Annotated in this window: 14 protein-coding genes; 2 read left to right on the forward strand and 12 right to left on the reverse strand. The window is 60.2% G+C overall.

All coding sequences use genetic code 11. The features are described 5' to 3' along the window. Window positions 1-10: 10 nt before the first annotated feature. The gene (locus tag ACLD1Y_RS27595; protein WP_429480865.1) at window positions 11-754 is read right to left on the reverse strand and encodes an SDR family NAD(P)-dependent oxidoreductase; all 744 of its coding nucleotides are present in this window, start codon (window positions 752-754) and stop codon (window positions 11-13) included. A 138-nt stretch (window positions 755-892) separates the two neighbouring features. Here ACLD1Y_RS27595 and ACLD1Y_RS27600 point away from each other — a divergent pair, with 138 nt between their 5' ends. Beyond that, a complete protein-coding gene (locus tag ACLD1Y_RS27600) occupies window positions 893-1,780 on the forward strand; it encodes an AraC family transcriptional regulator N-terminal domain-containing protein (RefSeq protein WP_429480866.1) in 888 nt (295 codons plus the stop codon). Window positions 1,781-1,805: 25 nt separating this feature from the next. On the opposite strand, the gene ACLD1Y_RS27605 is transcribed toward ACLD1Y_RS27600, so the two are convergent. The 9 genes from ACLD1Y_RS27605 to ACLD1Y_RS27645 form a co-directional block, all read right to left on the reverse strand. After that, on the reverse strand, window positions 1,806-2,081 hold the full coding sequence (locus ACLD1Y_RS27605) for a type II toxin-antitoxin system RelE/ParE family toxin (protein WP_429480867.1): 276 nt from the start codon (window positions 2,079-2,081) through the stop codon (window positions 1,806-1,808). Beyond that, entirely contained in the window at window positions 2,081-2,275 is a 195-nt protein-coding gene (gene relB / locus ACLD1Y_RS27610; protein ID WP_429480868.1) for a type II toxin-antitoxin system RelB family antitoxin, read from the reverse strand. Before relB ends, ACLD1Y_RS27605 begins: the two co-directional genes overlap by 1 nt. A 136-nt stretch (window positions 2,276-2,411) precedes the next feature. Continuing rightward, window positions 2,412-4,154, reverse strand: coding sequence for an ABC transporter substrate-binding protein (locus ACLD1Y_RS27615; RefSeq protein WP_429480869.1), 1,743 nt, complete (start codon window positions 4,152-4,154; stop codon window positions 2,412-2,414). Window positions 4,155-4,186: 32 nt separating this feature from the next. Beyond that, complete coding sequence (locus tag ACLD1Y_RS27620) at window positions 4,187-4,459, reverse strand: DUF2160 domain-containing protein (RefSeq protein WP_014718862.1); 273 nt, start codon at window positions 4,457-4,459, stop codon at window positions 4,187-4,189. Between the two features lie 11 nt (window positions 4,460-4,470). Next, a complete protein-coding gene (locus ACLD1Y_RS27625; protein ID WP_429480870.1) occupies window positions 4,471-5,271 on the reverse strand; it encodes a carbohydrate ABC transporter permease in 801 nt (266 codons plus the stop codon). 10 nt (window positions 5,272-5,281) lie between these two features. Then, window positions 5,282-6,148: a carbohydrate ABC transporter permease gene (locus tag ACLD1Y_RS27630; protein ID WP_123717733.1), complete on the reverse strand. Its 867-nt coding sequence runs from the start codon at window positions 6,146-6,148 to the stop codon at window positions 5,282-5,284. Then, window positions 6,145-7,242, reverse strand: coding sequence for an ABC transporter ATP-binding protein (locus ACLD1Y_RS27635; RefSeq protein ID WP_429480871.1), 1,098 nt, complete (start codon window positions 7,240-7,242; stop codon window positions 6,145-6,147). The genes ACLD1Y_RS27630 and ACLD1Y_RS27635 overlap by 4 nt, the downstream gene beginning before the upstream one ends. Next, a complete protein-coding gene (locus tag ACLD1Y_RS27640; RefSeq protein WP_429480872.1) occupies window positions 7,242-8,336 on the reverse strand; it encodes an ABC transporter ATP-binding protein in 1,095 nt (364 codons plus the stop codon). The genes ACLD1Y_RS27635 and ACLD1Y_RS27640 overlap by 1 nt, the downstream gene beginning before the upstream one ends. A gap of 233 nt (window positions 8,337-8,569) precedes the next feature. Then, window positions 8,570-8,833 (reverse strand): hypothetical protein, encoded by a 264-nt coding sequence (locus tag ACLD1Y_RS27645; RefSeq protein ID WP_429480879.1) that lies wholly within the window; start codon window positions 8,831-8,833, stop codon window positions 8,570-8,572. Between the two features lie 31 nt (window positions 8,834-8,864). On the opposite strand from ACLD1Y_RS27645, the gene ACLD1Y_RS27650 reads away from it, so the two are divergent. Next, window positions 8,865-10,670, forward strand: a complete 1,806-nt coding sequence (locus ACLD1Y_RS27650) for a sigma-54-dependent Fis family transcriptional regulator (RefSeq protein ID WP_429480873.1) — start codon at window positions 8,865-8,867, stop codon at window positions 10,668-10,670. On the opposite strand, the gene ACLD1Y_RS27655 is transcribed toward ACLD1Y_RS27650, so the two are convergent. Together ACLD1Y_RS27655 and ACLD1Y_RS27660 are read right to left on the reverse strand one after the other, a co-directional pair. Then, window positions 10,667-11,599: a FecR family protein gene (locus tag ACLD1Y_RS27655; protein ID WP_429480874.1), complete on the reverse strand. Its 933-nt coding sequence runs from the start codon at window positions 11,597-11,599 to the stop codon at window positions 10,667-10,669. The genes ACLD1Y_RS27650 and ACLD1Y_RS27655 overlap by 4 nt on opposite strands. Further along, window positions 11,596-12,138 (reverse strand): sigma-70 family RNA polymerase sigma factor, encoded by a 543-nt coding sequence (locus ACLD1Y_RS27660; RefSeq protein WP_429480875.1) that lies wholly within the window; start codon window positions 12,136-12,138, stop codon window positions 11,596-11,598. Before ACLD1Y_RS27660 ends, ACLD1Y_RS27655 begins: the two co-directional genes overlap by 4 nt. Between the last annotated feature and the right edge of the window lie 407 nt (window positions 12,139-12,545).

The following is a 12,545-nucleotide window of genomic DNA, read 5'->3' on the forward strand; positions in this document are numbered from 1 at the left end:
GCCTCCTGATTCAGATGATGTAGCCGCCGGCGACTTCGAGGGTCTGGGCATTGATCCAGCGGCCGTCTTCCGACAGCAGCATGGCGATTACCCGCGCGACATCTTCCGGCTCGCCGACACGCCCTAGAGCGGTTTGCCCGGCCAGCAGGGCTTCGAACTCATCGTTCAAGCCGCCGCCCAGCTCGGTGCGAATAGCACCGGGAGACACGGCGTTGGCGCGGATACGCCGTTCGCCGAACTCCTTGGCCATGTAGCGGGTGAGTACGTCGAGGCCACCTTTGAATGCGGCGTAAGGCGCAACGCCTGCCGTGGCAACGCGAGTGGTGGCACTGGTGAGGTTGACGATGCTGGCGTGTTCCTCCAGCAGCGGCAGCAGGGTTTGGGTAAGGAAAAACGGGCCTTTTAGATGCACGTTGAACAGGCCGTCGAACTGCGCCTCGGTCACCGACTCCAGGGGGTTGAACAGACCGTAGCCTGCGTTGTTGACCAGGCCGCTCAGGGTGCTCACACCCCAGGTGGTGTGCAGGGCTTGCAGCACAGCGTCACGGAACGCTGCAAAGGTGCTGACATTGGCCACATCCAGTTGCAGCGCCACCGCTTTACCGCCAGCGGCCTCGATACGCTGCACCACTGCCTGCGCCGCGTCGGGGTTGCGGTTGTAGGTGAGGATCACGCCATGCCCCTGGCGAGCACACAGCTCGGCGGTACTGGCACCGATCCCGCGGCTGCCTCCGGTAATCACGATGACGCTCATGGCCTGCTCCACTGTTGGAAAGTTGAGTGACCACAGTAGCCATCGCCTTACCCCACAACTCAGCCGTTTCTACTCCAATCCTGCCTGTTTCTGCTTTTTGCTTGCGCAAGCGTCGTAGGAAGGAACAGCATGGGCAGCATGAATACTCAATTGATCGAACTGCGCACCTTGGCCGCAAACGCCGAAAACCGCCGCACGGAGACCGGCATCCCGCGGGTGGCGATGGTTCAGGGGGCGATTCCCGAGCACATGCTCGCGGCCGTGTATGACCCGATGATCAACCTGATCCTGCAGGGCAGTAAGTGCATGACCGTGGGCGACCGCACGTTGCATTACGACCCTGCGACGTATTTTGTGATGTCCATCGAGTTGCCCGCCGTGGGCGTAGTGAACCCGGCGAGTACGGGTGAACCCTACCTGGCAGTCAGCCTGACCCTGGACCCGACCGTGCTCACCACCCTGCTCAACGACCTGCCGCCACCCAGCGGCCGTTGTGAACAGGAAGCCGGGTTTTCGGTGGCGGCCGTCACGCCCGCGCTGATGGACGCCTGGGTGCGCATGCTGCGCCTGATGGGCGACCCGGTGGCGATTGCCGCGCTGGCGCCTGCGTATGAGCGGGAGATCCTCTACCACGTGCTGCAAGGCCCCCACGGCTGGATGCTGCGCGAGATTGCCGCGCCGGATACCGCCATGGCGCGGGTCAGCCGGGCGATCCAATGGATTCGTCGCGACTATGCCGAACCGATCCGCGTGGACGCACTGGCCGAGAAGGCGGCGATGAGCGTTTCGGCGTTCCACCGGCACTTCAAGGCGGTGACGAACCTAAGCCCGTTGCAGTATCAGAAACGCGTGCGGCTGTTGCAGGCGCGTACGTTGATGGTGGCCAGCGCGAGCAACGTGACCAGTGCGGCGTTTGAGGTGGGGTATGAAAGCGCGACCCAGTTCAGCCGCGATTACGCGCGGGTGTTTGGTTTGCCGCCGGCGCGGGATACGGCGCGGATTCTGGCTGCGAACAAAGGTCGATAATGCAGGAGGGTTGGTGCGACCGAACTCAGGGATATTCCTGGCGAGCATGCAGAACGTTGACTATCTCAATTCGCTCAGCTGCCACTCGGTAAACCAGCACATAATTGGGGTGAACCACCACTTCACGAGTGCCAGGTACACGTCCATTGGGATAGAGATAAGGATGTTCGGTCAGCGGTAAAGGTGCGCTTTCAAGGCGATCTTTGATACGTCGCGCCGCACTCGGATTCTCGGCAGCGATGAAGGTCACGATATCGATCAGGTCGGCGATGGCTTCATCAAGCCAGACAACCGTCAGCATCAAGCCTTGGCCCTTTGCTTGCGTTCGGCTTGCTGGATGATGGCCTCAACCCGCGCCATCACTTCGTCATGGGGGACGCCAGGGCCAGGATTGGCCAAGCTTTTTTCGACTTTTGCCCGAAACCAGAGATCATGGCTGCTCGCCTGCTCTTCGGTTTCAAACTCGGAAACAATAGGGGATAACGGAACACCCATCAGATGACCTCCTGTATGAATACGCAGCAGTTTAGTCGCAACTTGCTGCACTGTCTTGGAACTCCAGATGAAATGCAGCCCGGTCGACGAATGCAAAAAACGGCACCGAGGTGCCGTTTTGCTCCCATTGATGTGATTACTTACGCGCCGCCTCCCACTGCTTGAGCAGGTCGCCGTAAGCCACGGTCTCGCCTTTTGGCTTCTCATTCGCCAGTTTCGGCTTCGGCGCACCCGGCTGGTCAAACCAGTATTGCGCGTCACGCTCGGGATTCATTTTCGGGCCGCACACCGGTTGCACCTTGGAACGTTCCAGGCGCGCCATGATGGCGTCTTGCTCTTTGGCCAGGTTGTCCAGCGCTTGCTGCGGGGTTTTCTCGCCGCTGGCGGCGGCGGCGATGTTGCTCCACCACAATTGCGCCAGGCGTGGGTAGTCCGGCACGTTGGTGCCGGTTGGCGACCATTCGGTGCGGGCCGGGCTGCGGTAGAACTCCACCAGGCCACCCAGTTTCGGCGCCATGTCGGTCATGGCCTGGGAGTTGATGTCGGACTCACGAATCGGCGTCAGGCCGACGATGGTTTTTTTCAGCGAGACGGTTTTCGAGGTCACGAACTGCGCGTAGAGCCAGGCCGCGAGTTTCTGTTTCTCAGGCGTCGACTTGAGGAAGGTCCAGGAGCCTACGTCCTGATAACCCTTTTTCATACCCTCTTCCCAGTACGGTCCGGTCGGCGACGGCGCCATGCGCCATTTCGGTGTGCCGTCGGCATTCACCACCGGCAGGCCCGGCTTGACCATGTCGGCGGTAAACGCGGTGTACCAGAAGATCTGCTGGGCGATATTGCCTTGGGACGGCACCGGGCCGGATTCGGAGAAGGTCATGCCCGCCGCTTCCGGTGGCGCGTAGGCTTTCATCCAGTCCACGTATTTCTGTGTGGCGAATACCGCGGCCGGGCCGTTGGTGTCGCCGCCACGGGTGACGCTGGAACCTACCGGGTGGCAGTCCTCGACGCGAATGCCCCACTCGTCCACGGGCAGGCCGTTGGGCAAGCCTTTGTCGCCGCCACCGGCCATGGAGAACCACGCATCGGTGAAGCGCCAGCCTAGGGACGGGTCTTTCTTGCCGTAGTCCATGTGCCCGTAGATGCGCTTACCGTCGATCTCCTTGACGTCCTCGCTGAAGAACTTGGCGATGTCTTCATAAGCCGACCAGTTCACCGGTACGCCCAGTTCATAGCCGTACTTTTCCTTGAACTTGGCTTTGAGGTCCGCTCGTTCGAACCAGTCGGCGCGGAACCAGTAGAGGTTGGCGAACTGCTGGTCGGGCAATTGGTAGATCTTGCCGTCCGGCGCGGTGGTGAAGGAGATGCCGATAAAGTCTTTGATATCCAGGGTTGGCGAGGTGTAGGCCTTGCCTTCGTTGGCCATCAGGTCGGTGATGGATTCGGTCTTGCCGTAGCGAAAGTGCGTACCGATCAAGTCGGAATCGTTGACCCAGCCGTCATAAATATTCTTGTCGGACTGCATCTGGGTTTGCAGCTTCTCCACCACGTCGCCTTCCTGCAGCAGGTCGTGGGTCAGCTTGATGCCGGTGATTTCCGTGAAGGCCTTGGCCAGCACCTTGGACTCGTACTCGTGGGTGGTGAGGGTTTCCGACACCACGTTGATCTTCATCCCACGGAAGGGTTCGGCGGCTTTGATAAACCATTTCAACTCTTCGAGCTGCTGGGCAGGGGTGAGGGTGGATGGCTTGAATTCGCTGCCGATCCATTTTTTCGCCGCATCTTCATACGCATCGGCCCAGGCCGTGGCGCTCAAACCGCTGAGGGCCAATACGGCGGCCAATGAAATGCTATGTCGCAGCTTATTGTTCTTATTCAACATAGAGACCTCCTGGTGGTTTATTCATAAGGGCACTAGCCCCAACGCATCACACTCAACAGCCATACCAGGGACAGCGCGGACGCTACCCAGATGCTCCAGTCGGTAACGCCGATAACCAGCAAATGCAGGTAGGCGCTGCCGAGAAGACCGATAAACAAACGATCACCACGGGTGGTGCTGATCGGCAGCAAACCTCGCCGAGGAATGCTCGGCGAGCGCAGTTCCCACGTGGTCATGCCCGCCAGAATCAAGGCGATGCCGCCAAAGAACAGTGCGGTTGGGGTGGTCCAGGCCATCCATTCCATCATCGACTCCTCTAGACCCGGCCCAGGGCAAAGCCCTTGGCCACGTGGTTGCGAACAAACCAGATCACCAGCATGCCCGGCAGGATGGTCAACACCCCCGCCGCTGCCAGCACCCCCCAGTCGATACCCGAGGCCGAGACCGTGCGAGTCATTACCGCCGCAATCGGTTTGGCGTTGACCGAGGTCAGGGTGCGCGCCAGCAGTAGCTCGACCCAGGAAAACATAAAGCAGAAAAACGCCGTTACGCCGATGCCGGAGCGGATCAACGGAATAAAGATCTTCACGAAGAACTTGGGAAAGGAGTAACCGTCAATGTAGGCCGTTTCGTCGATTTCCTTAGGCACGCCAGACATGAACCCCTCAAGAATCCACACCGCCAACGGCACGTTAAACAGGCAATGAGCCAGTGCCACGGCGATGTGGGTATCAAACAGACCGATGGACGAATACAGCTGGAAAAAAGGCAGCAAGAACACTGCCGGCGGCGCCATGCGGTTGGTCAGCAGCCAAAAGAACAGGTGCTTGTCACCCAGGAAGCGGTAGCGTGAAAACGCATAAGCCGCTGGCAACGCCACGCTCAGGGAGATCACCGTATTCAGGCTCACGTAGTACAGCGAGTTGAGGTAACCGGTGTACCAACTCGGGTCGGTGAAGATCACCTTGTAGTTGGCCAGGGTGAAGTCCTGGGGAAACAGCGTCAGCCCGCCGAGGATTTCGGTGTTGCTCTTGAAGGACATGTTCAGCAACCAGTAGATCGGCACCAGCAGGAACAGGATGTAGATCAGCAGCGGGATAACCTTGCGCTTGCTCATGTTGGCGGCCTCAGCGGTTGGCGTCGGAGTGGGTCATGGCGGTGTAGAACAGCCAGGACACCAACAGGATGATCAGGAAATACACCAGGGAAAACGCCGCCGCCGGGCCCAGGTCGAATTGGCCTACGGCCATCTGCGTAAGCGTCTGACTGAGGAAGGTGGTGGCATTCCCCGGCCCGCCACCGGTGAGCACGAAGGGCTCGGTGTAGATCATGAAGCTGTCCATAAACCGCAACATCACCGCGATCAGCAGCACGCTCTTCATCTTGGGCAACTGGATATGTCGGAACACCGCCCAGGCCGATGCGCGATCGATGCGTGCAGCCTGGTAGTACACATCCGGAATGGCCCGTAGCCCCGAGTAACACAGCAGCGCTACCAGTGAAGTCCAGTGCCATACATCCATCACCAGCACCGTGACCCAGGCGTCCGCCGTGTTCGCCGCATAGTTGTAGCTGATGCCCATCGCGTTGAGGCTGGAGCCGAGCAAACCAATGTCGGCGCGGCCGAAGATCTGCCAGATAGTGCCCACCACGTTCCACGGAATCAGCAGCGGAATGGCGAGGATGATCAGCACCAGCGAGGACCAACGGCCCTTGGTCGGCATGGTCAGGGCGATGGCAATCCCTAAGGGGATTTCGATCAGCAGTACGCAGGCCGAATAGATGAACTGGCGCAGCAACGAGTCGTGCAAGCGCGGGTCGAGCAGCACCTGTTTGTACCAGTCGGCGCCGACAAAGTAGCGGCTGGATTGGTCGAAGATGTCCTGCACCGAGTAGTTGACCACGGTCATCATCGGGATCACCGCACTGAACGCCACCAGCAAAAACACCGGCAATACCAGCCACCAAGCCTTGTTGTTCTGCACCTTGTTCATGGCTGCACCTCCAGCAGGTAGTCATCGGCGTAGAGCATCAGCCATTGGGTGGGGAAGCTAATGGACGCCTTGCCTTCAGGCACGGGTTTGTCTTCGGCCAGGCGCACTTTCAACAGGGCGCCGTCGAGGTTGAGGGTCATGATTTTGTAGGTGCCAAGGTCTTCCAGATGTGTGACGTCGGCTTGCAGGGCGTCGGGGTTGTACTCGTCCCACACGTGGATAAATTCCGGGCGGATGCCCACCTGCAATTTTGTGTAGTCCGTACTGGCGAGGCGTTGCAGCAAGGCCTGGGACAGCGGCAAATGGGTGTTGGCAAAGCGCACCCCGCCCGCCTCGGCCTGTACTTGGATCAGGTTCATCCCAGGGCTGCCGATGAAATAGCCGACAAAGGTGTGGCTGGGGCGTTCGAACAGTTCACGGGGCGTGCCGAACTGCACGATCTGCCCGCCGTACATCACCGCGATCTTGTCGGCGAACGTCGACGCCTCCAGTTGGTCATGGGTGACGTAGACCATGGTGATGTTGAATTGCTCGTGGATCTGCTTGAGCTTGCGCCGCAGTTTCCACTTCAGGTGCGGGTCGATCACCGTCAGCGGCTCATCGAACAGGATCGCCGACACGTCGTCGCGCACCAGGCCACGGCCCATAGAGACTTTTTGCTTTTCGTCGGCAGTGAGATTGCGCGCTTTCTTGGTCAGCAGGTTTTGCAGGTCGAGGACTTCGGCAATTTCCTGCACCTTGCTGTGGATTTTCGCTTCCGCCATGCCCTGATTTCTTAGGGGGAATGCCAAGTTATCGAACACGGTCATGGTGTCGTACACCACCGGAAACTGGAACACTTGGGCGATATTGCGTTTTTCCGGGGTGAGGTCGTTGACGACCTTTGTATCGAACAGCACTTGGCCTTCGGACGGGCTAAGCAGACCGGAAATGATATTGAGCAACGTTGACTTGCCGCAGCCCGACGGCCCCAGCAACGCGTAGGCACCACCCTGCTCCCACACGTGATTCATGGCCCGAATGGCGTAGTCCTCAGGGCCGCTCGGCGTAGGGCTATAGCTATGCGCCAGGTTCTGCAAATGGATCTCGGCCATCAGGCAACCCTCGCGACACGGCGCCCAGGGGCCTGGACCAAGCGGCCCTGACCATCGAACACAAACAGTTTATGGGTGGGGATATACACGCGGATCGGCGCGTCGACGTCGTACTCGTGCACCCCCGGCAGGTGCAGCACCAGAAGAAAGTGTTCACTGCGTACATGCAAAAAGGTTTCCGAGCCGCTGATCTCGGCGACTTCCACGGTTACGGCCAGTTCCAGGTCATCGTCGTTGCTGGGCACCAGGCTGATATGGCTGGGGCGCACGCCAAAGCGGAATTCGCCTTCGCCGATGGGGCGCAAATCGACGTTAAGCGGGAAGTGCACGAAGTTGGCGAAGCTCACTTCATTGCCACTGATGCGCCCCGGCATCAGGTTGATCGGCGGCTCGGAAAACAGCTCGGCCGCCAAGACTGTCTGCGGCTGGTGATACACCTCGGCCGCCTTGCCACTCTGGATCACCCGGCCTTCGTGAAGAATGGTGGTGGTGCCACCCAGGGCCAGCGCCTCGTTGGGCTCGGTGGTGGCGTAGATGGCGATGGTATGGCGCGCCTTGAACAGTTCGCGCATTTCCTGACGCAGCTCTTCGCGCAGTTTGTAGTCCAGGTTCACCAGCGGCTCATCGAACAGGATCAACTCGGCGTCTTTGACCAGGGCGCGGGCCATGGCGGTGCGTTGCTGCTGGCCGCCGGACAACTCCAACGGGTGACGCTGCAGGAATTTTTCGATGCGCAGCATCTTGGCGGTTTCCAGCACCTTGGCCTGGATAATCTCGTTGGCCACACCGGCCTGGCGCAACGGCGAGGCGATGTTTTCGAACACGGTCATGGTGGGGTAGTTGATGAACTGCTGATACACCATCGACACGTTGCGCAGGCGCACCGGCTTTTGCGTGACGTCCACGCCATTCATGAGGATGCGGCCGCTGTCGGGCTTGTCCAGGCCGGCCATCAGGCGCATCAGGCTGGTCTTGCCGGACAGGGTGCGGCCGAGCAATACGTTGAAGGAGCCGGCTTCGAAACGCAGGTTGGCATCGTCGATCCAGGTTTGCCCTTCTACGACGCGGGAGACATGTTCCAGGGTCAATGACATGACACGACCTTTTTTATTATTGGAATGAATCTGGCCATTCGTCAGAGCGAGATTCGTGCCAAAACGGCAAGGGCTTGATGTGTAAGGAAATGGGGGAAACGGGATGTTCGGGAGTGAACACTCCGGGTGAACAACTGAACAGTTCGGGGGTTGACAATGAACAGTTCTGAACAACACTCTCACCACCAACACAGGACAAATGTGGGAGCGGGCTTGCTCGCGAATGCGGTGTGTCAGTCCCTGTAAATGTTGACTGGTTTACCGCATTCGCGAGCAAGCCCGCTCCCACATTTTGATCCGGTTTCAATCGTTGGATTGTGCAAGGCCCCCATAACAATAAAAACGAAGGTCACACCATGGCCGAACCACTGGCTCACGACACCCTTATCCAGGAATCCTGGCGCCGCTGCCGCGCCTTCGGCCTGGACCACCAAAGCGCCCCCAGCTTCGACCAGCTCCCCGCCGAGGGCATCAGCCAGTTGCTGGAAAGCCAGCATTCCCTGGTGCAGACCNAACGAAGGTCACACCATGGCCGAACCACTGGCTCACGACACCCTTATCCAGGAATCCTGGCGCCGCTGCCGCGCCTTCGGCCTGGACCACCAAAGCGCCCCCAGCTTCGACCAGCTCCCCGCCGAGGGCATCAGCCAGTTGCTGGAAAGCCAGCATTCCCTGGTGCAGACCACTCACCAGGAAGTGCTGCCCTACTACGAGAACATCCTCAGCAACTCCAACTGCCTGATCATGCTGGCCGACAACCAGGGCCAGGTGCTCACCTCGTGGGGCACCCAGCGCTTTATCGAGCCGAAGTTGGCCCGAGGTTTTAACCCCGGCGCCAGTTGGCGCGAGCGTTCCAGCGGCACCAATGCGATTGGCACCGCCCTGGCCTGTGCCCAGGCGGTGCATATCGAACACGATGAACACTTCTTGAAAGCCAACCGCTTTATGACCGGCTCCGCCGCGCCGATCTTTGATGCGCAACGCGAGATCATTGCGGTGCTGGATGTGTCCAGCGACAGCTACCTACCGCCCTCCCACACCCTGGGCATGGTCAAGATGATGAGCCAGACGGTAGAGAACCGGCTGATCCTCAACCTGTTTCGCGGCGAGCATTTCCAACTGACCTTCAACACTGGCTTGAGCAACCTCGACAGCCAGTGGGCGGGCCTGCTGATTTTTGATGAGAGCGGCCAGGTGCTGTCGGCCAACCGGCGGGCCGACAACCTGCTGGGTATCAGTTTGTCGCGGGTGATGATCGACAGTTTGTTCAAGGTCTCGCTGCTGGAGTTACTCAACCAACCCGAAGGCTTGCCGTTTTCCTTGCAGGCGGCGGGACGCAATCGGTTCCAGTGTGTGTTGAAGCGCCCCCAGCATGTGCCGGTGCAAGCCCGAGTCTTCAAGGAGCCGCCAAAACCTACGTCGATCGGCCTCAAGACCCTGCACTTTGGCGATGCACGCGTGGAAAAAGCCGTACGCCAGGCCGAGCGCCTGCTGGAAAAAGACATTCCGCTGCTGATCCACGGCGAAACCGGCGTGGGCAAGGAAGTGTTCGTCAAAGCCTTGCACCAGGCCAGTTCCCGCAGCCAGCAGGCGTTTATCGCGGTGAACTGTGCGGCGATCCCAGCAGAGCTGGTGGAATCGGAACTGTTCGGCTACGAAAAAGGCGCATTCACCGGCGCCAATCAAAAAGGCAGCATCGGCCTGATCCGCAAGGCCGACAAAGGCACGCTGTTTCTCGACGAGATCGGCGATATGCCGCTGCCGACCCAGGCCCGCTTGCTACGGGTGTTGCAGGAGCGCTGCGTGCAACCGGTGGGCAGCAGCGAGTTGTTCCCGGTGGATCTGCGCATCATCTCGGCCACCAACCGTGCGCTGCGCGAGTGGGTGCAGGCCGGGCGTTTTCGTGAGGACTTGTACTACCGCATCGGCGGCCTGACCCTGGAGCTGCCACCACTGCGCGAGCGTACTGACAAGCGCGCCCTGTTCCAGCAACTATGGCAGCAACATCGCGAGCCCACCCAATGGGCGGGCCTGAGCGCCGAGGTGCTGGCTCTGTTCGAAGAGCACCCGTGGCCTGGGAATCTGCGCCAGGTCAGCAGTGTGTTGCAGGTGGCGCTGGCGATGGCCGAGGAACAGCCGATCCGCCCGGAGCATTTACCGGATGATTTCTTTGTGGACTTGAACGTGGCGGCGCCGCTGCCCGCCAGTGAGTTTCTGGATGACAGCATCGACCTGAACCAACGCTTGAAGGCTGCCGGTGGGAATATCTCCCACCTGGCGCGGGAGCTGGGGGTGAGCCGCAATACGCTGTACAAACGCTTGCGCCAGCCTTAGCGCGGCTTGACCACCACCAGCAGGTCGGTGAAGTACTCCACCTGAATCGGCAAGTTGTCTGCCAGTGCCGCCAACGCCGCCGACGTATCGTCGAGCTTGAACACACCCGACACCCGCAAGTCTTGCAGGGCCGGGGCGTCAAAGCGCAGCAGGCCGTGACGGTAGCTGGCCAGGGCTTGCAGGACGTCGCCCAGGGGTTGATCGTTGACTTTAAGCAAGCCACGGGTCCAGGCGTCCGGGTCGCTATTGCCGAGGGCTTGCGGCGCCTGGGCGCGGCCGTGTTCGAGGATCGAACGCTGGCCGGCCGTGACCTTGACCCCCGCGTTGGAGTCGCCTTTGACCGCCACCGTGGACTCGATCACGGTCACGATCGTGGTGCCGTCTTCTGCGCGTTTGACCAGGTAACGCGTCCCCAAGGCGGTGGCCGTGCCCTGATCGGTGCGCACCATGAAGGGCCGTTGCGCGTCCTTGGCCACGTCCACCCACAGCTCGCCTTGCAACAGTTCGATCACCCGTTGGTGGCCGTCGAATTTCACGTCCACCGCCGAGTTGCTGTTGAGTTGCAATCGGCTGCCGTCCTCGAGGGCTATTTGTCGGCGCTCGCCGACGCCGGTGCGCTGGTCGGCCATCCACACGGGCAGGTGATCCAGGCCGAACCAGCCACACAACAGCACCCCCAGCAACCCCGCCACCTGCGCGCCACGCGGGCGGCGTGGGGCAAAGGCACGGTTTAGGGCAATGCGCGCTGGCTTGGCTGGCAAGGTGTCGAGGCTGCCCCACAGGCCGCGCATGCGTTCAATGGCCAACGCATGGCGTGGATCGGCCTGGCACCAGGTATCGAAGGCGCGGCGGTCGGCATCGGTGACGTGTTCGTCGTGCAGGCGGGTCAGCCAATTCGCGGCTTGCTCGATGATGTGCTCAGTGCTCATGCCAACGGGTCCGCCCCGTGCACGCTGTGGTAGCAGTGCACCAGGGCGCTGGAGATGTAGTTCTTGACGGTGCTGGAGGACACGTCCAGGCGCGTGGCGATTTCGCTGTAGGTGAGCCCATCAAGACGGCTCAGCAGAAAGGCTTCACGGGACTTGGTAGGCAGGCCGGCGAGCATCTCGGCGATGCGCTCCAGTGCTTGCAGTGCTACGTGGATCGCCGCCGGGTCAGGCATGCCGGCGTCTTCGCACTGGATCACCAGGGCTTCCATGTAGGCTTTTTCGATACGTCGGCGACGGGCGCCGTCGATCAGCAAGCGCCCTGCCGTGGTGGCCAGGAAGGCGCGGGGTTCCTTGATATTTTGCGGTTCGGCCAACATGAGTACGCGGATGAACGCGTCGTGGGCCAGGTCGGCGGCATGCTGGGAACAGCCAAGTTTTTTGCGCAGCCAGCCGTGCAACCAGCCGTGGTGCTCGCTGTACATCGCCGTGAGGGTCTGCTGGCGGATGGAATCGCCCAGCGCGGCCGGAATGTCATGCATGCGCAAAAAGGTCTCAAATGGGAAATGTTACCAATTGCGCGAACAATGCCAGTAAAACGGTGATGGGGCAAGGATCTCTGAGTTGATACAAATCAACGGTGGGAGGGGCGGTGCGATGATTCGACTTGCCCACGATGAGCATAGGTATCTACACAGCTTTGAGTGATGTGCTGGACCTGTGGGAGCTGGCTTGCCTGCGATGGCTGTGTGTTAGGCGCTGGAGGGGTTTGGGCGGAGTACATATCCATTGTTTAGGTGATGGCTGATATGGGTTCCGCCCTTACGGCGGGTCACTTTTGGAAAAGAGCCCTCCATGTCAGGATAGTTGTCGCTTCTTCAAAACTGGAGGGCGTAGGACTGTCGCTTGAAACAACGTCGCTATACCGAAGATGAGAAAACTTGGGTGC

Source organism: Pseudomonas sp. 18175 (assembly GCF_050432925.1).
Lineage (GTDB): Bacteria > Pseudomonadota > Gammaproteobacteria > Pseudomonadales > Pseudomonadaceae > Aquipseudomonas.

Coding starts and splice junctions, on each gene's coding strand:
- ACLD1Y_RS27595 (WP_429480865.1), bottom strand. CDS start 754: ATGAGCGTCATCGTGATTACCGGAGGCAGCCGCGGGATCGGTGCCAGT.
- ACLD1Y_RS27600 (WP_429480866.1), top strand. CDS start 893: ATGAATACTCAATTGATCGAACTGCGCACCTTGGCCGCAAACGCCGAA.
- ACLD1Y_RS27605 (WP_429480867.1), bottom strand. CDS start 2,081: ATGCTGACGGTTGTCTGGCTTGATGAAGCCATCGCCGACCTGATCGAT.
- relB (WP_429480868.1), bottom strand. CDS start 2,275: ATGGGTGTTCCGTTATCCCCTATTGTTTCCGAGTTTGAAACCGAAGAG.
- ACLD1Y_RS27615 (WP_429480869.1), bottom strand. CDS start 4,154: ATGTTGAATAAGAACAATAAGCTGCGACATAGCATTTCATTGGCCGCC.
- ACLD1Y_RS27620 (WP_014718862.1), bottom strand. CDS start 4,459: ATGGAATGGATGGCCTGGACCACCCCAACCGCACTGTTCTTTGGCGGC.
- ACLD1Y_RS27625 (WP_429480870.1), bottom strand. CDS start 5,271: ATGAGCAAGCGCAAGGTTATCCCGCTGCTGATCTACATCCTGTTCCTG.
- ACLD1Y_RS27630 (WP_123717733.1), bottom strand. CDS start 6,148: ATGAACAAGGTGCAGAACAACAAGGCTTGGTGGCTGGTATTGCCGGTG.
- ACLD1Y_RS27635 (WP_429480871.1), bottom strand. CDS start 7,242: ATGGCCGAGATCCATTTGCAGAACCTGGCGCATAGCTATAGCCCTACG.
- ACLD1Y_RS27640 (WP_429480872.1), bottom strand. CDS start 8,336: ATGTCATTGACCCTGGAACATGTCTCCCGCGTCGTAGAAGGGCAAACC.
- ACLD1Y_RS27645 (WP_429480879.1), bottom strand. CDS start 8,833: ATGCTGGCTTTCCAGCAACTGGCTGATGCCCTCGGCGGGGAGCTGGTC.
- ACLD1Y_RS27650 (WP_429480873.1), top strand. CDS start 8,865: ATGGCCGAACCACTGGCTCACGACACCCTTATCCAGGAATCCTGGCGC.
- ACLD1Y_RS27655 (WP_429480874.1), bottom strand. CDS start 11,599: ATGAGCACTGAGCACATCATCGAGCAAGCCGCGAATTGGCTGACCCGC.
- ACLD1Y_RS27660 (WP_429480875.1), bottom strand. CDS start 12,138: ATGCATGACATTCCGGCCGCGCTGGGCGATTCCATCCGCCAGCAGACC.